We start from the raw sequence: 16,519 nt of genomic DNA, 5'->3' as shown, positions 1-16,519 counted from the left end.
TCATGCCCGCCCGCGGCGCAGCGGGAGGACGACGAAGGCCGCAGCACCGTGGAGGTGCTGCGGCCTTCGTCGTGCGTCAGGGGCCGGTCAGGCGCTGCGGCGCAGCTTTCCGGCACGGAGCAGCGTGAGGCGCTCGTCGAGCAGGTCTTCGAGCTCCTTCATGGTGCGACGCTCGAGGAGCATGTCCCAGTGCGTGCGCGGCGGCTTGCCGGACTTCGCCTCGGGCTTGTCGGCGTCGCGGAGCAGCGCCTCCTCGCCGCAACGGCACTCCCAGACGACCGGGACCTCAGCCTCGGTCGAGAACGGGAGGATGATGGTGTGGCCGTTGGGGCAGTCGTAGTGGGCCTGGAAGCGGGGGGCGAAGTCGACGCCCTCGTCCGACTCCATGCTCTTGGCGCCGATGCTCATGCCGCGCAGCGAGCGGTCTGCCATGTGTCCTCCAAATGATCTGCGGTGCCGGACGAGCGGCGAAGAGCCACGGTGTGCGTCCGTCGGTCGTGTCCTGATGTGTAGAACGGGTCCTGTGGTCGAGATGTTCCTGCTTCGCGTGAAGGTCTCGTGAACCGCCCGGCCGGAACAGGTGCCGGGGCGGCGGGTCGAGACCAGGACGACGCCCAGGTCGGCGTGCGGGGCCTGATGCTCAGGTGCGCACGGCGCGTGGACGTGGTCGGCTGTGCCGGCCTCTCCCGCAGATCGGCACGCAGGTCTCAGAACCGAACCACTGTACCGTGCAGCCGCTCCGCGCCGCACCCCGGACCGGGGTCGTCCGCGTCACAGTCCTCGGTCGCGGCGTGCCGCCCGTCCGCGGGCCTCCGCAGGCCCGGCGCTGCGTAGGATTGAGCGCCCCACCAGCACGACCGTAGCCAGCACGACCGAAGCCCGCACGGCCCTGCACGACCGACAGGAGATGCCCGACCCATGACCGAAAGCAGCGGCGAGTCCGCCCTGGCCCGGTCCTTCAAGGCCCTCTCCGACCCCACCCGGCTCAGGCTGCTCTCCCTGGTCGCCGCTCACGAGGGCGGCGAGGCGACCGTCGTCGACCTCACCGAGCCGCTGGACCTCACCCAGCCGACCGTCTCGCACCACCTGAAGATCTTGGTGGAGGCCGGCCTGCTGACCCGTGAGAAGCGCAGCGTGTGGTCCTACTACGCCCTCGTCCCGGGCGCGCTCGGCACCCTCGGCCGGTACCTGCAGGACGCGGACGCCGCCTGGTCGCCGTCGAAGACCCGCACCAGGCGGCGCTGAGGGGCGCCAGCGCTCAGCAGCAGCGGTCAGCGGCCGTCGCGCAGGTCGCCCAGGGTCTCCTCGCGCCAGGTGATCTGGTCGAAGCGGGACACGCACGTCTCGCCCATCGGCGCCTGCGACAGGAAGCCCACCGTCGCCCCGGCCGGGACCGCGAGACGGAACACCCGGACGAAGTCCCAGGTGATCCCGTCGAGCGACGAGTGGAAGGCCCACGCCTCGCCGACCCGGCTCAGCCGCAGGTAGACCTCGTCGCCCGCCACGAGCGTCGAGTTGCAGTCGTCGGAGAACCCGTCGGTGACGACGCTGACCACCATGACGTCACCCTGGGGGGACCGCTCGAAGCAGAGCTTGGCCCAGTGGTCTTGGTCTCCCCACACGCACAGCGCGCCCGCGTCGAAGGTCGAGCGCGGTCCGTCGACACGGACGCGCGCGGACAGCGTGAGGTCCCCCGAGGGCTCGAAGCCGAGCGCCGCGGCACGGTGCTGCTGCGGACCGCCCGTCGGGTCGTTGCTCCAGTCCACGCCAGCGGCGGCCGTGAGGACCAGGGTCCCGGTCGCGTCGTCGTAAAGGGCGTCGCCCTCGAGCGGGGCCCACGAGAGGGCGGGGAGGCCAGGGAGGTGGAGTGCCACGATGCAGGTCCTGCTTCCATGTCGGTGCTGATGAGGGTGAAGGTGCTGGTCAGGCGCCGGCAGGCCGGTGCCCAGAGGATGCTAGCGAGAGACCGTGGCGCTCGGGAAGAGGGCTGCCGGGCAGAGCGGCACCAGCCCGAGGTGGCGTCAGGCCGAGGGCGTGTCGCCCGAGGTCGCGGGGGAGGAGGCGCGCTCGGCGCGCGGGCGGGCTGCCGAGGTGAGCAGCGACGCGAGGGCCACGACCACGAGCACCACGACCATGGCGCCGCGCAGGCCGTAGTGCTCGCCGAGGAACCCGAGCAGCGGCGGGCCGACGAGGAAGGCGACGTATCCGGCGGTCGCGACCGCCGCGACCGACGAGGTCGGGTCGTCGCTGTCCCCGGCGGCCGAGAGGGTGACCGGGAACCCGAGCGCGGCCCCGAGGCCCCAGAGGATGACGGCGCAGCCGGCGACCACCACGTTGTCGGCGAAGACGACCAGGGCGATCCCGGCGGCCGAGACGAGGGCGCTGACCCGCAGGACGGCGACGTTGCCGAAGCGCGCGAGGAGCGGCTCTCCGGAGAAGCGCCCGATGGTCATGGCAGCCGCGAAGCCCGTGAAGATCACCGACCCGAGGGTCTCGGACATGCCGTGCCCGTCGACCATGAGCAGGGGGAGCCAGTCGCTGGCCGACCCCTCCGCGAGGGCCAGGGCGAGCACGATGAGCCCGAGCATGAGGATGCGGCTCTGCTTCCACACCGAGAGCTGCTCGCGCCAGGTGGAGGACGTGGCGCTGCCCTTGCGCGCGAGGCCGGTCTCGGCGGGGATCTGGGGCACCGCCCAGAGTGCGGCGGCCGTCCCGGCGACGGCGACGGCCACGAGGTGCCAGACGACCGGGAAGGACATCGCGGTCAGTGCGATCCCCAGGCTCGCGCCGAGGACCGTGCCGAGGCTGTAGCAGCCGTGGAGCATGGGCAGCACGGACCGTCCAGAGGCGTTCTCGACCGCGGCACCCTCGATGTTGATCGCGATCTCCGACATCCCGACGCCTCCGCCCACCAGGGCGAGGCCGACGAAGACGCCAGCCGTCAGGCCCAGGCTCGAGGCGACGCCCACCAGGGCGAGGCCCGTGACGAGGCTCGTCCCGCCGATCGCGATGGTCAGCCGTGCCCCGTGCGCGCGGACCACCGACGCAGACGAGAGGACACCGGTCATCGACCCGACGGAGAGCCCGAAGAGGACGAGGCCCATCTGCCCCGTCGACGCGTCGAGGAGGTCCCGGACCGCCGGGGTGCGGACCACCCACGAGGCCATGGACACGCCGACCACGAGCATGAAGACGAAGATGGCCGTGCGGCGCGTGCGCAGCGCCGGGGCGAAGGGCTGGCGCCCGGCGACGGGGGTGGTGTGCATGCGTACGATCGTACTGCTGAGGCCCGGGTGGCCCGGGCGGTGGTCCGAGGTCTGAGAGGATGGGCGGATGCCCAGGCGATTCGACCCGACGAGACGCGACCGCATCATCGACGTCACGGTCGAGGCGGTCGCCGAGCTCGGGGTCGCCGGCATCTCGGCACGGCGCATCGCGGCGCGGGCCGACGTCCCCCTCGGGTCGATGACCTACCACTTCACCGACATGGACGAGCTGCTGCACGAGGCGTTCACCCGGTTCTCCGAGTCGGTGGCCGACCGCTTCGAGGCGCGCCTGGTCGCGGCGACGACCTTCGACGAGGCCAAGCAGGCGGTGGCGACCCTCATCCTCGACGACCTGGTGCAGTCGCAGCGCGAGCTCGTGCTGACCCACGAGCTCTACACCCTCGCCGCCCGCCAGGCCGGCTACCGCTCCATCACCCGCGCCTGGATGGCCCGCAGCCGCGCCGCGCTCGAGCGGCACTTCACGCCCGAGGTGGCCCGACGGCTCGACGCCCTCATCGAGGGGCTCACCATCCACAGCGCCCTCGACACCGAGGAGCACGACCCGGCCGTGACCGTGCGGGCGATCGACGCGATCTGCCGCACCGACGGCTGACGGGCGAGGTACCGCACTGCGGTTCGCGCCCGCGCGCGTGGCCTTGTGCCGGAGAACGGCTCTGCCTCAGAATCAGCCATACCTCTCGCAGGTACCGCCCGTCCGGAGCGCGTCCGCGAGCGCGCCGGACGCACGACAGACGGGACGACCATGAGCACCAGGACCACGGGCGCCAGCACAGGGCTGCACGCTGCCGACACGCACGACCTCATCCGGGTGCGGGGCGCGCGGGAGAACAACCTCCAGGACGTGAGCCTGGACCTGCCCAAGCGACGCCTCTCGGTGTTCACGGGGGTGTCGGGCTCGGGCAAGAGCTCTCTGGTGTTCGCGACCATCGCGGCCGAGTCGCAGCGGATGATCAACGAGACCTACAGCGCGTTCCTGCAGGGGTTCATGCCGAGCCAGGCGCGGCCGGACGTCGACCTGCTGGAGGGGCTCACCACGGCGATCATCGTCGACCAGGAGCGCATGGGCGCGAACTCGCGGTCGACGGTGGGCACGGCGACGGACGTCAACGCGATGCTGCGCATCGTGTTCAGCCGGCTCGGTGAGCCGTACGTCGGGTCGCCGCAGGCCTTCTCCTTCAACGTCGCCTCGATCAGCGGTGCGGGTGCCGTGACGACCGAGAAGGCCGGCCGGACCATCAAGGAGCGGCGCAGCTTCACGGTCACCGGCGGGCAGTGCTCACGGTGCGAGGGCATGGGGACGGTCAACGACATCGACCTCACGCAGCTCTTCGACGACTCGAAGTCCCTCTCGGAGGGGGCGCTGACCATCCCGGGCTACACGGCGGACGGGTGGGGCGTGAAGATCTTCACCGGGTCGGGGTTCCTCGACCCGGACAAGGCGATCCGCGACTACACCGCGAAGGAGCGGGACGCGTTCCTCTACAAGGAGCCGGTCAAGGTCAAGGTCGGCGACATCAACATGACGTACGAGGGCCTGGTGCCCAAGGTGCAGAAGTCCTTCCTGTCGAAGGACCGCGAGGCGATGCAGCCGCACATCCGGGCCTTCGTCGACCGGGCGGTCACCTTCACCACCTGCCCGGACTGCCAGGGCACGCGTCTCAACGAGGGTGCCCGGTCCTCGCGGGTGCACGGGCTGAACATCGCCGAGGCGTGCTCGATGCAGATCAGCGACCTCGCGACCTGGGTCACGGGCCTCGAGGAGCCGTCGATGACGCCGCTGCTCGACGCGCTGCGCGACACGCTGGACTCCTTCGTCGAGATCGGTCTCGGGTACCTGTCACTCGACCGGCCGGCGGGGACGCTGTCCGGGGGAGAGGCGCAGCGCACCAAGATGATCCGCCACCTCGGCTCCTCCCTGACCGACGTGACGTACGTGTTCGACGAGCCCACCATCGGGCTGCACCCGCACGACATCCAGCGCATGAACCGGCTGCTGCTGCAGCTGCGCGACAAGGGCAACACGGTGCTCGTCGTCGAGCACAAGCCGGAGATGATCACGATCGCCGACCACGTCGTCGACATCGGTCCCGGCGCCGGGACCGCGGGCGGGGAGATCTGCTACGAGGGCACCGTCGAGGGTCTCCGGTCGAGCGGCACGCTCACCGGGCGCCACCTCGACGACAGGTCGCGGGTGAAGGACTCGGTCCGTCCGCACCGGGGGGCGATCGAGATCCGGGGCGCGACCGCCAACAACCTCACGGGTGTCGACGTGGACATCCCGCTCGGCGTGCTCGTCGTGGTGACCGGTGTCGCCGGGTCGGGGAAGAGCTCGCTGGTGCACGGGTCGATCCCGCACGGTGCGGGGGTCGTCTCGATCGACCAGGCGACGATCCGCGGGTCGCGCCGCAGCAACCCGGCGACGTACACGGGTCTGCTGGAGCCGATCCGCAAGGCCTTCGCCAAGGCCAACGGGGTCAAGCCGGCGCTGTTCAGCGCGAACTCCGAGGGCGCCTGCCCGGTGTGCAACGGCAACGGGGTGATCTACACCGACCTCGGTGTCATGGCGAGCGTCTCGTCGCCCTGCGAGGTGTGCGAGGGCAAGCGGTTCCAGGCGTCGGTCCTCGAGTACCACCTCGGTGGGCGCGACATCAGCGAGGTGCTCGCCATGTCCGTCGCCGAGGCCGAGGAGTTCTTCGGTGCGGGCGACGCCCGCACCCCCGCGGCGCACGCCGTCCTCGTGCGGCTGGTCGACGTGGGCCTGGGCTACCTACGCCTCGGGCAGCCGCTGACCACGCTGTCCGGCGGCGAGCGCCAGCGCCTCAAGCTGGCGACGCACATGGCGGAGAAGGGCGACGTGTACGTCCTCGACGAGCCCACCACCGGCCTGCACCTGGCCGACGTCGAGCAGCTCCTCGGGCTGCTCGACCGCCTCGTCGACTCCGGGAGGTCCGTGATCGTGGTGGAGCACCACCAGGCCGTCATGGCGCACGCCGACTGGATCATCGACCTCGGTCCGGGCGCCGGGCACGACGGCGGCAAGGTCGTGTTCCAGGGCACCCCGGCCGACCTCGTCGCGCAGCGCTCGACGCTCACGGGGGAGCACCTCGCGGAGTACGTGCAGGGCACATGAGGGAGGGGCCACCGCGCGAGGGGGAGTGGATGGCGAAGATCGAGGGCGACGCCCAGGACGCCCAGGACGCCCAGGACGCCCAGGACGCCCAGGACGGCAGCGTGCGCACGTCGCGTCGCCGTGCCTCGACGAGGCGGTTGGCGACGCCGGGACGGGTGAGAGACGTGGCCCTGGTCCTCGCGGTCGTGGCGATCGCCATCGGCGGCTTCCGGGTCGCAGGGCTCTTCGTGTCGAACGTGCTGATCACCGGTGACCTCTACGGACAGCCGCTGCGGTCGTCCGGCGAGGCGACGCGGGAGCTCCCGGGTCAGGCGGCCGGAGGGCTCCTCCTGGCCACCCTCGGTACCGCGGTAGCGGTCGCCGCACGGGACCGTCTGGCCGTCGTCGTCGGCGTCGTGGTCCTCGTGGCCGGTGTCGGCGCGGTGCTCGTGGTCGGAGCTGCTCTCGACGTCTGGCAGGTCGACCTGCCGGAGCAGCCGGCGACTCCCGCCACCGACCAGCCGACCTGCCGCAGCGGCGAGGGTGGGTGCCCTGGCGGCTGACGCGTCGAGCGGCCTGTCGTGTCGTCGACCTGGTGCCTGCTCGGGGCGGTGACAGCGCGAGGGCTGGGCCCAGGTCAGCGCGGCGAGGTGAGGAACACGTCGAGCAGCTCGGGGTGGTGCGCGTGGACGAGCACGCCGAAGACGACGAGGTCGAAGAGCAGGTGGACGGCCACGACGTAGGTGAGGGACGCGCTCTTGGCGAAGATCCACCCCTGCACGAGGGCGAAGGGCACGGTGAGGGCCGGGCCCCACTCGCGGTAGCCGAGCTCCCAGAGGAACGACACGAACACCACGGACTGCAGCACGTTCGCGGTCCACAGGCCGAAGTGCGCCCGGAGCAGCGCGAAGACCGTGCAGATGAAGAACAGCTCGTCCCAGATCCCCACGGCGTTCACGCCGACGAACAGCCGGGCGATGTCCTGGTTGCCGTCGAGGTCGGGCCAGTTCTGGTACGCCCCGGACCCGATGAAGTACGGCGGCAGGATGAGATACCCGATGACGACGACCGCCACGAGGTAGACGACCTGGGTCCGGGTCCAACGGCGCCCGGTCGCGACCGGGAAGGTGATGGAGCGCTGACCGAAGACCTTCCGGGACAGGAACCACGGCACCAGCACCGCGAGGGACAGCGCCACCGTGAAGCGCAGCATCCCGCCGTCGCTGAGGTCCGCCTCGAGCGAGATGGCCGAGATGATGCCCATGCCGAGCCCGATCAGCGCGAGGTCGCGGCCCAGGGCCCGGTCGACCGCCAGCCCCAGGGCGATCCCCAGCACCAGGGGCACGTAGCCGAGCGGTCGCTCGTGGACCGCGAACAGCAGCACCGCCGACCCGCAGACGAGGAGCGCGGCCAGCAGGCGGGCCGGAGACCCGACCGCCCACGGGGCTCGGTCGGTCGTGGCAGCGGGGGGAGCGCTGTGCGTCGTCACCTGCGACAGAGTGCCACGAGGGCGTGGCAGCCGCCCGCTGAGCGGCAGGCCGGACCGGGCCGCGAGCCGGTGAAGCGCTCTACGCCTCACACTCGCGGCTCCGGCACGACCACGAGAAGATCCCCAGGCTGACACCCGAGCGCATCGCACACCGCGGTGAGCGTCGAGAACCGCACGGCACGTGCGCGGTCATTCTTGAGGACAGACAGGTTCGCCACCGTCACCCTCGTGGCAGCGGCGAGCTGGACGAGGGTGAGACCACGGTCCGCGAGCAGCTCGTCGAGACGGCACACGACGCGGTGCGGCGCCGCCTCGCTGCTCACACGAGCCCTGCAGAGTCGGCGGCGAGTCGTTCACCGCGCGCAGAGGCCGCGGCGAGCGCACCCAGGAGCACGACCACGAGGGCCGGCCACCACACGACGTGCAGGGCGGGCTCCAGCCAGCCGGTCGGGATGCCGTGGGGCTCGGGTTCCCCGACGCCCCCGACGGCGACCAGGTGCTCCAGGACCGTCGGTGCTACGAGGAGCGGGGCGACCGTGCTGACCGCCCACCCCACGGCGACGACCGCCGCGGCGATGCCGAGCGGCCGGGCGGTGCCGTGACGCGCCGGGCGTCCGGTCGCGGTCGAGCGCAGCACCGGGACGAGGAGCAGCACGACGGCCCCTGCCGCAGCCAGGCCGGTCCAGACCGGAGCCGCGGCGAGCACCGACATCACGGGGGAGAGGCCCGTGGACTCGGCATCGAGCCCTCCCGCGCGGTGGACGGGGAGCGGCAGTGCTGCCGGCCACTCGCTCGACGCGGCACTCGGCCCGCACCCGTCGCCCGGCACGATCTCTCCGTCGACGCAAGGGAGGACGCGCTCGGTGACCGCCGGTGCCCCGGCGGCCAGGGAGACGGGCACCGGATGAGCCAGCGCGCCCGTGGCGGCGAGCCCTGCGGAGACGATGCCACCGAGGATCAGCGCCCACCCGAGTACCGTCGCGGCCGCGACGGCGACAGTCGCCCCTGCGGTCCTCGGCGGCGCCTCGGGACGTGCGTGAGACTGCTGTGCGGTCATGGTGGTCTCCCTGGTGGTCCTCGACGTGCTCGTGCCTGGCATATCGACAGTCGATGGGTCTCGCTCGAGCCGACACAGCCTGTTTCACCCGGCCGACCCTTCCGTCCTGCTTCCGGTCGTAGGCTCGAGGTATGGAGATCGACGCTGGCGGCACGCGGGTGCATTACGTCGAGCACGGCAGCGGTCGGCCGGTTCTGGTGCTGCACGGCGCGGGCGTCGACCACCGCGAGGCCGCCGCCGCCCTCGAGCCTGCTCTCGAGGCTCACGGCGGGTTGCGGAGGATCTACCCGGACCTCCCTGGAGCGGGCCTCACCCGGACGGCGGAGACGGTCAGCAGCGCCGAGGACGTCCTCGATGTCCTTTTCGCGCTGATCGACGAGGTCGCGGGGGAGAGGGGACTGGTCCTCGCTGGGCACTCTGCAGGCGCTTACTACGCGCAGGCCGTCGCCGACCGGGCGCCGGAGCGCGTCGACGGGCTCGTCCTCGTGTGCCCGCTGCTGGCGGGGACACGCGACGTCCCGCCGCACCGACCGGTCGTGGCCGACGAAGACCTGGGAGACCCGGAGTTCCGGGATTACTTCGTGGTCCAGACGCCCGAGATGCTCGAGCGGTACCAGCAGGCGGTCGCACCCGGCGTCGCCGCTGCAGACCTCGTCACCGCCGAGCGCATCGGGCAGCACTGGGAGCTCGAGCCGACAGACGACGCGTACGACGGTCCGGTGCTCGTGGTCGCCGGACGTCAGGACTCGACCGTCGGGTACGCCGCGGCGGTCGACCTGCTCGACAGGTACGCGCACGTGACGCTCGCCGTCGTCGACGGCGCCGGGCACGCGCTGCCGCACGAGACACCGGCTGCTCTCAGCGGCATCCTCAGCGGATGGCTCGCCACGGCTGTAGAGCACGGGTCTCACCACGGCGGCTGAACCCCTTCTGGAGCCCCGCTCCGCCACTTCCGTCTAACGCCGATAATGTACGTTATGACATTACGGCGGTGGAGCAGCCCCGCTCGTCACTCAGTCGCCCTCTCCCGGCACCTCGATGTCCCGGGCGATCACCTCGACCTCGAAGCCGGCTGCACGCAGGTCCTCGACGAGCTGCGCGCTGCACGAGACGTAGAGCGAGTCGTGGTAGACCGGGCACGCGAGCAAGAACGACCCGTCCGCCGGCCACACGAACACCGGCAGCCTCCGGTGCTCGTCGTCCGCCGTCCGGTCGCCGAGCCACGACACCGGCGCCCGGTGCAGCACCAGACCGCCCTCGCGGCGGCTCAGCTCTTCCAGGGCCGTCGGGACGACGACCGGCTCGAGACCGTCCGTCTCGCCCGCGTAGCCCGGCCAGAGGAAGAACGAGCACTCCGCTGCCGCGTCCTGCCCGCGAGCGAGCACCGAGGCGAGCGCCACGCAGAACGTGCGGCCCGGTGTCGCGCGGGAGACGTCCAGGCCCTCTCGCCCCAGGGCCTGCAGGTCGACCGACAGGTCCGACCACCGCTGCGTGGACGACAGGGGCCGGACCGGCGCCGGCGAGCCCGAGAGCGCCGTCGTTTCCGCGACGAGCGGTCCCCAGGGCCACCTGCTCTCCCGCTCCCCCACGAGCGGGACGAAGACCCGGGCCGTCACCTCGTGCGTCGACGTCGTGAAGGCGCTCACCTCCGGGCCCTCCGGCCCGACGCTCGGTGCGGGCTGGTCTCGCGTCACTGTGCGTCCCCCTCGGACCGGTCCCTCGTGGCGGCGCGCCACGGCCCTCGATGATGCCAGATCAGCGCGTCACCAGGCCGAACACCGTGGTGCCGTCTATGGTCGTGCTGTGGAAGACCTCGAGCACACCGCGATCCGATTTGCGCAGAAGACGCTCAAGCGAGCCATCGTGCTCTCCGCCGTCACCCCCTTCGTCGTGGCCGGCGGCGTCGTCGCGCTCGACCACTGGTCCAAGCGCAAGAAGTCGCGCAAGGCGGTGTTCCCCCACGCCAAGCCCGTGAGCTCCACGGTCGAGACGACCGGCACGACGATCTACACCTTCGGCGAGGACCTCTACGCCGCGATGCTCGAGGCCATCGAGGGCGCCACCGAGCGGATCTTCATCGAGACGTACATCTGGAAGGGCGACGAGGTCGGCCGCCAGTTCAAGGACGCGCTGATCGCCGCCTCCGAGCGCGGCGTCGAGGTCTTCGTCGTGTACGACGGCTTCGCCAACGCCGTGGTCCCCCGGTCCTTCTTCAGGTTCCCCGAGGGCATCCACGTCCTCGAGTACCCGCTCTTCCGGCCGCAGGTCCTCCTCATGGACCTCAAGCACACGGGTCGAGACCACCGCAAGATCCTCGTCGTCGACGACGAGGTCGGGTTCGTCGGCGGCTACAACATCGGCACCCTCTACGCGACGCAGTGGCGCGACACGCACCTGCGCGTCACCGGCACCGCCGTGTGGGAGCTCTCGAGCGCCTTCATCGACTTCTGGAACCTCAACCGGCGCCGCCACCACCCGTCGATCGACTCCCCCGGCACCATCACCTGGGTCCCCGGCTTCCAGGCCGCCCGCAACGCCCCGGCGCGCCGCGTCTACCCCATCCGCAACCTGTACCTCGAGGCCTTCCGCCGCGCCACGAGCCACATCTACCTCACGCAGGCTTACTTCATCCCGGACCGCGAGCTCCTCGAGGTGCTCGTCGCTGCCGCGCGTCGTGGGGTGGACGTGCGGCTCATCGTGCCCGAGGCCTCCAACCACGTCCTTACCGACTGGCTCTCGCGTGGGCTCTACTCGCAGATGCTCCGCGCCGGCGTCACCATCTGGCTGTACCGCAACGCCATGGTCCACGCCAAGACCGCCACGGTCGACGGACGCTGGACGACCATCGGGACCGCGAACATCGACCGGCTCAGCCTCACCGGCAACTACGAGATCAACATGGCGATCTACGACGAGGGCATCGCCGCGCAGATGGAAGACATCTTCACGCTCGACCTCACCAACTGCCGCGAGCTCCACCTCGACGAGTGGGAGGCCCGCTCCCCCGTCGCCAAGATCGGCGAGCTGCTGCTCACCCCGCTGAGCCCGCTGCTCTGAGGGCCCTGCTCTGACCGCTCGGCGACACGCCGTCTGACGTCCCAGCACCGTGGCAGCACGCTGCCGGCACCTCCCCTGAGGGCGGCGCCGGCAGCGTGATCCTGGTGCTCAGGTGGTGACGAGGCGCTCCATGGTGTCGAAGAAGCCGCGCCAGCCCTTGCCGAGCTGCGCCAGCTGGTCCTCCGAGAAACCCTCGGCGACCTGCGTGAAGATCATCTCGGTGCCGCCGTCGACAGCCAGCAGGTCGACCGTGATCGGGGCACCGGGATCCGTCCCGGGCTGGTCTGTCATGGTCATCACCAGGCGCTGCGGCGAGTCGACCTCGACGAACTCGCCCTCCCAGTGGATCTGCGGCCCGTCCTCGGGCAGGTGCATCACCGCCGACCACGTCCCACCGGGACGCACGTCCATGGCGAGCGTCTCGAGCGGGACCTCGACGGCATCGGTCCCGAACCACACGGCGAAGTGCTCCGGGGTGGTCCAGGCCGCGAAGACCGCATCAGGCGGTGCGGGGAAGGTGCGGGTGATCGTCAGCGTTCCAGACATCGTCGCTCTCCTCGTGCTGGGGTGCGGTGCTCGCGTGTGCGGAGGTCGGTCTCAGCGGTGAGCCTCAGACCCGGTCGGCGTCGGCGACGTCTTCCTCGGGCCTCGGTGGGACGGTCTCGTCGTCCTCGAGGAGCGGCACCTCGTCGAACTCCGGGTGCTCGGCACGCAGCGCCTCGGCCGCGGCGTGAGCCCGTGCCTCGCCGGTGTCGTCGAGCCCGTCGACGCGCTCGTCGGCCGCGGGCTCCGTGACCTCGGGCTCCCCCACCTCGGGCTCGCGGTGCACGGGGTCGGAGTGCACGGGCGAGCCGTGGAGTGCGTCGCCGTCGACGAGGTCGACGGGGTCAGGTCCGGGGGTCGTGCTCATGGTGATCTCCTCGTTCGGTGGGCCAGGCCTCCACGGTAGGCACCGTGGAGGCCCCGCGCACCCGGAGGCCGGTCACCGAGGACCGGCCGGCAGAGCACCTCGAACCACGACCCACGACCTGCGCCCTCAGCCGACCACCAGCACCAGGTCGCCGCCCTCGAGCTGCTGGACGCCGGCGATCGCGAGCCGCTGCACCACGCCTGCGACCGGGGTGGTGATCGCGGCCTCCATCTTCATGGCCTCGACCGTCGCGACGGTCTGCCCGGCCTCGACCCGCTCGCCCTCGGCGACCACCGGTGTCACTGCCCCCGCGAACGGTGCGGCGACCTGCCCGGGGACCTGCGGGTCCGCCTTGTCGGCCACGGCCCCGGAGACCTCGATGCTGCGGTCGCGCACGGAGATCGGGCGGATCTGCCCGTTGAGCGTGAACATCACGCTGCGCATGCCCCGCAGGTCAGGCTCGCCCACGGCCTCGAGCCCGACGAGCAGGCGCACGCCGCGCTCCAGGGCGATCTCGACCTCCTCGCCGCGCTGGAGACCGTGCAGGTAGGTGCTCGTCTCGAGGACGGACACGTCGCCGTACGCAGCCCGCGTGGCGGCGTACTCCTTGGCAGGACCGGCGAACAGCAGGTGGTTCAGCCTGTCCCGGCGCTCCCTGGACTCTCCGGACAGCGCGGCGAGGTCGTCGTCGGACAGCGGCGTCACCCCGGCACGCACCGAGCGCCCGGCCAGCGCCTTGCTGCGGAAGGGCTCCGGCCAGCCGCCGGGCGGGTCACCGAGCTCTCCGCCGAGGAACGCGACGACCGAGTCGGGGATGTCGTAGTCCTGCGGGTTCTCGGCGAAGTCCGCCGGGTCCGCTCCGCGCGCCACGAGCTGCAGCGCGAGGTCGCCCACGACCTTCGACGACGGGGTGACCTTGACCAGGCGCCCGAGGATCCGGTCGGCGGCCGCGTAGGTCGACTCGATCTGCTCGAACCTGTCCCCCAGGCCGAGCGCGATCGCCTGCTGGCGCAGGTTGGACAGCTGGCCCCCGGGGATCTCGTGCGTGTAGACGCGCCCCGTCGGCCCGGCCAGGCCAGACTCGAACGGCGCGTAGAGGCGGCGGACGGCCTCCCAGTACGGCTCCAGGTCGCAGACCGCGGCGAGCGACAGACCGGTGTCCCGAGGGGTGTGCTCGAGCCCGGCCACGAGGGCCGACATCGACGGCTGGCTCGTGGTCCCGGCCATCGCGGCGCTGGCCACGTCGACCGCGTCCACCCCGGCCTCGACCGCTGCGAGCAGCGTGGCCATCTGACCACCGGTCGTGTCGTGCGTGTGCAGGTGGACCGGCAGGTCGAAGCGCTCGCGCAGCGCGGTCACCAAGACCTTCGCGGCGGCCGGACGCAGCAGGCCCGCCATGTCCTTGATCGCCAGGACGTGCGCCCCGGCCGCGACGATGCGGTCCGCCAGCCCGAGGTAGTAGTCCAGCGTGTAGAGGTCCTCGGCGGGATCCAGCAGGTTGCCGGTGTAGCAGAGCGCCACCTCCGCGACAGCAGTCCCAGTCGCTCGGACCGCGGCGATCGCGGGCGCCATCTGCTCCACGTCGTTGAGCGCGTCGAAGATCCGGAAGATGTCGACGCCCGTCGCGGTGGCCTCCCGGACGAAGGCCTCGGTGACCTCGGTCGGGTACGGCGTGTAGCCCACGGTGTTGCGCCCGCGCAGCAGCATCTGGATCGCGACGTTGGGCAGCGCCGCCCGCAGCTTGGCCAGCCGGACCCACGGGTCCTCGCCGAGGAACCGCAGCGCGACGTCGTAGGTCGCACCGCCCCAGGCCTCGACCGAGAGCAGCTCAGGAGTCAGCCGCGCGACGTACGGCGCGACCACCTCGAGGTCGTGGGTGCGCACCCGCGTCGCCAGCAACGACTGGTGCGCGTCACGGAAGGTCGTGTCGGTGACGGCCACCGCGGTCTGCTCGCGCAGCTCCCGCGCGAAGGCCTCCGGACCCACCTCGAGCAGCCGCTGCCTGCTCCCCGGACGTGCCGGGGCGGCGACGTCGACGGTCGGCAGCTTGTGCCGCGGCTCGATCGCTCCCGTCCCGGGACCGTGCGGCTGGTTGACGACCACGTCGCCCAGGAAGGTCAGCAGCCGGGTCCCGCGGTCCGCGCTCTCCCGCGCGGAGAGCAGCTCGGGGCGCTCGTCGATGAACGACGTCGACACGTCACCGGCCACGAAGGCCTCGTCGGCGAGGACAGCCTGCAAGAAGGGGATGTTGGTGCGGATACCGCGGATGCGGAACTCTGCCAGTGCACGCCGGGCACGACGCACCGCCGTCGGGTAGTCACGGCCGCGGCAGGTGAGCTTGACGAGCATCGAGTCGAAGTGGCCGGTGATCTCTGAGCCCGCCGTGGCGGTGGCGCCGTCCAGCCGCACGCCCGCGCCACCCGGTGACCGGTAGGCCACGATGCGGCCCGTGTCGGGACGGAACCCGTTGGCCGGGTCCTCGGTCGTGATGCGCGTCTGCAGCGCCGCGCCGTTGACCCGGACGTCCTCCTGCCGGATGCCGAGGTCGGCGAGGGTCTCCCCCGCGGCGATCCGCATCTGCGAGGAGACGAGGTCGATGTCGGTGACCTCCTCGGTCACCGTGTGCTCGACCTGGATGCGGGGGTTCATCTCGATGAACACGTGCTGCCCGGCGCGCTCCCCCACCGTGTCGACCAGGAACTCGACGGTCCCGGCGTTCTGGTAGCCGATGGCGCGGGCGAACCTCACCGCGTCGGCGCACAGCGCGTCGCGGATCGCGGGGTCGAGGTTCGGCGCCGGGGCGATCTCGATGACCTTCTGGTGCCGACGCTGGACCGAGCAGTCGCGCTCGAAGAGGTGGACCACCTCACCGCTGCCGTCGGCGAGGATCTGCACCTCGATGTGCCGCGGCCGCAGGACGGCCTGCTCGAGGAACATGGTCGGGTCGCCGAAGGCGCTGTCCGCCTCGCGCATCGCGGCCTGCAGCGCCTCCCGCAGGTCCTCGCGGCGGTCGACCCGGCGCATGCCGCGGCCACCACCACCGGCCACGGCCTTCGCGAAGATCGGGAAGCCGATGCGGTCCGCGGCCTCGACCAGCTCGTCGAGGTCGGCCGACGGCTCGCTCGACTCGAGGACCGGGATGCCGGCCTCGCGAGCGGCCTTGAGCGCCCGGACCTTGTTGCCCGCGAGCTCGAGCACCTCGGCCGGCGGCCCGATGAAGGTCAGGTCGGCCTCGACGCAGGCGCGGGCCAGGTCCGGGTTCTCGGACAGGAAGCCGTAGCCCGGGTAGACCGCGTCCGCCCCTGCGCCCTTGGCCACACGGATGATCTCGTCGATGTCGAGGTAGGCGCGCACGGGGTGCCCCTCCTCGCCGATGAGGTATGACTCGTCGGCCTTGAGCCGGTGCTCGGAGTTGCGGTCCTCCTGCGGGAAGACGGCGACGGTCCGCGCGCCCATCTCGTAGGCCGCGCGGAAGGCGCGCACAGCGATCTCTGCTCGGTTGGCAACCAGCACCTTGGCGAACACGCGCACATCCCATCGGTCGGGGTCGAGAGCCTGGACGGCTGGGCCGATCCTCCCACGGACCGCTGCCCGCGGTGGGCCGCTTCCG

16 protein-coding genes are annotated in these 16,519 nt (G+C 71.7%); 6 read left to right on the top strand and 10 right to left on the bottom strand.

Annotated elements, in window-relative coordinates:
• Positions 1 to 87: 87 nt before the first annotated feature.
• On the bottom strand, positions 88 to 432 hold the full coding sequence (locus SKED_RS09050; RefSeq protein WP_012866840.1) for an RNA polymerase-binding protein RbpA: 345 nt from the start codon (positions 430 to 432) through the stop codon (positions 88 to 90).
• A 486-nt stretch (positions 433 to 918) separates the two neighbouring features.
• On the opposite strand from SKED_RS09050, the gene SKED_RS09045 reads away from it, so the two are divergent.
• Positions 919 to 1,245, top strand: a complete 327-nt coding sequence (locus SKED_RS09045; RefSeq protein ID WP_012866839.1) for an ArsR/SmtB family transcription factor — start codon at positions 919 to 921, stop codon at positions 1,243 to 1,245.
• A gap of 26 nt (positions 1,246 to 1,271) precedes the next feature.
• Here the strand turns inward: SKED_RS09045 and SKED_RS09040 are convergent, their stop codons facing one another.
• Both SKED_RS09040 and SKED_RS09035 read right to left on the bottom strand, forming a co-directional pair.
• Positions 1,272 to 1,874 (bottom strand): DUF1349 domain-containing protein, encoded by a 603-nt coding sequence (locus tag SKED_RS09040; protein ID WP_012866838.1) that lies wholly within the window; start codon positions 1,872 to 1,874, stop codon positions 1,272 to 1,274.
• 147 nt (positions 1,875 to 2,021) lie between these two features.
• Complete coding sequence (locus SKED_RS09035) at positions 2,022 to 3,266, bottom strand: MFS transporter (RefSeq protein ID WP_012866837.1); 1,245 nt, start codon at positions 3,264 to 3,266, stop codon at positions 2,022 to 2,024.
• A gap of 67 nt (positions 3,267 to 3,333) precedes the next feature.
• Here SKED_RS09035 and SKED_RS09030 point away from each other — a divergent pair, with 67 nt between their 5' ends.
• The 3 genes from SKED_RS09030 to SKED_RS09020 all read left to right on the top strand — a co-directional run bounded on the left by SKED_RS09030 (position 3,334) and on the right by SKED_RS09020 (position 6,959).
• On the top strand, positions 3,334 to 3,879 hold the full coding sequence (locus SKED_RS09030; RefSeq protein ID WP_012866836.1) for a TetR/AcrR family transcriptional regulator: 546 nt from the start codon (positions 3,334 to 3,336) through the stop codon (positions 3,877 to 3,879).
• Positions 3,880 to 4,029: 150 nt separating this feature from the next.
• Positions 4,030 to 6,417, top strand: a complete 2,388-nt coding sequence (locus SKED_RS09025; RefSeq protein WP_012866835.1) for an ATP-binding cassette domain-containing protein — start codon at positions 4,030 to 4,032, stop codon at positions 6,415 to 6,417.
• Between the two features lie 29 nt (positions 6,418 to 6,446).
• Positions 6,447 to 6,959 (top strand): hypothetical protein, encoded by a 513-nt coding sequence (locus tag SKED_RS09020; RefSeq protein WP_012866834.1) that lies wholly within the window; start codon positions 6,447 to 6,449, stop codon positions 6,957 to 6,959.
• 74 nt (positions 6,960 to 7,033) lie between these two features.
• Here the strand turns inward: SKED_RS09020 and SKED_RS09015 are convergent, their stop codons facing one another.
• The 3 genes from SKED_RS09015 to SKED_RS09005 all read right to left on the bottom strand — a co-directional run bounded on the left by SKED_RS09015 (position 7,034) and on the right by SKED_RS09005 (position 8,942).
• On the bottom strand, positions 7,034 to 7,885 hold the full coding sequence (locus SKED_RS09015) for a CPBP family intramembrane glutamic endopeptidase (RefSeq protein ID WP_012866833.1): 852 nt from the start codon (positions 7,883 to 7,885) through the stop codon (positions 7,034 to 7,036).
• A gap of 86 nt (positions 7,886 to 7,971) precedes the next feature.
• Positions 7,972 to 8,208 (bottom strand): helix-turn-helix domain-containing protein, encoded by a 237-nt coding sequence (locus tag SKED_RS09010; RefSeq protein ID WP_012866832.1) that lies wholly within the window; start codon positions 8,206 to 8,208, stop codon positions 7,972 to 7,974.
• Positions 8,205 to 8,942: a hypothetical protein gene (locus SKED_RS09005; RefSeq protein ID WP_012866831.1), complete on the bottom strand. Its 738-nt coding sequence runs from the start codon at positions 8,940 to 8,942 to the stop codon at positions 8,205 to 8,207. The genes SKED_RS09010 and SKED_RS09005 overlap by 4 nt, the downstream gene beginning before the upstream one ends.
• Before the next feature lie 131 nt (positions 8,943 to 9,073).
• Between SKED_RS09005 and SKED_RS09000 the strand changes: the two genes are divergently transcribed.
• On the top strand, positions 9,074 to 9,865 hold the full coding sequence (locus SKED_RS09000; protein WP_012866830.1) for an alpha/beta fold hydrolase: 792 nt from the start codon (positions 9,074 to 9,076) through the stop codon (positions 9,863 to 9,865).
• 90 nt (positions 9,866 to 9,955) lie between these two features.
• On the opposite strand, the gene SKED_RS18975 is transcribed toward SKED_RS09000, so the two are convergent.
• Entirely contained in the window at positions 9,956 to 10,588 is a 633-nt protein-coding gene (locus SKED_RS18975) for a hypothetical protein (RefSeq protein WP_143755701.1), read from the bottom strand.
• 157 nt (positions 10,589 to 10,745) lie between these two features.
• Between SKED_RS18975 and SKED_RS08985 the strand changes: the two genes are divergently transcribed.
• Positions 10,746 to 11,999 (top strand): phospholipase D-like domain-containing protein, encoded by a 1,254-nt coding sequence (locus tag SKED_RS08985; protein ID WP_012866828.1) that lies wholly within the window; start codon positions 10,746 to 10,748, stop codon positions 11,997 to 11,999.
• Positions 12,000 to 12,107: 108 nt separating this feature from the next.
• Here the strand turns inward: SKED_RS08985 and SKED_RS08980 are convergent, their stop codons facing one another.
• From SKED_RS08980 to SKED_RS08970, 3 genes are all read right to left on the bottom strand, one after another.
• Complete coding sequence (locus tag SKED_RS08980) at positions 12,108 to 12,545, bottom strand: SRPBCC family protein (RefSeq protein ID WP_012866827.1); 438 nt, start codon at positions 12,543 to 12,545, stop codon at positions 12,108 to 12,110.
• A 64-nt stretch (positions 12,546 to 12,609) separates the two neighbouring features.
• Positions 12,610 to 12,909, bottom strand: coding sequence for a hypothetical protein (locus SKED_RS08975; RefSeq protein WP_012866826.1), 300 nt, complete (start codon positions 12,907 to 12,909; stop codon positions 12,610 to 12,612).
• Positions 12,910 to 13,035: 126 nt separating this feature from the next.
• Positions 13,036 to 16,434 carry a pyruvate carboxylase gene (locus SKED_RS08970; protein ID WP_042438929.1) on the bottom strand — a complete coding sequence of 1,133 codons (3,399 nt, stop codon included), beginning with the start codon at positions 16,432 to 16,434 and terminating at the stop codon, positions 13,036 to 13,038.
• Between the last annotated feature and the right edge of the window lie 85 nt (positions 16,435 to 16,519).

It is taken from the genome of Sanguibacter keddieii DSM 10542 (assembly GCF_000024925.1).
Lineage (GTDB): Bacteria > Actinomycetota > Actinomycetes > Actinomycetales > Cellulomonadaceae > Sanguibacter > Sanguibacter keddieii.
Note: the sequence above shows the minus strand (reverse complement) of the source record. Positions and strands in the feature narration are given on the sequence as shown.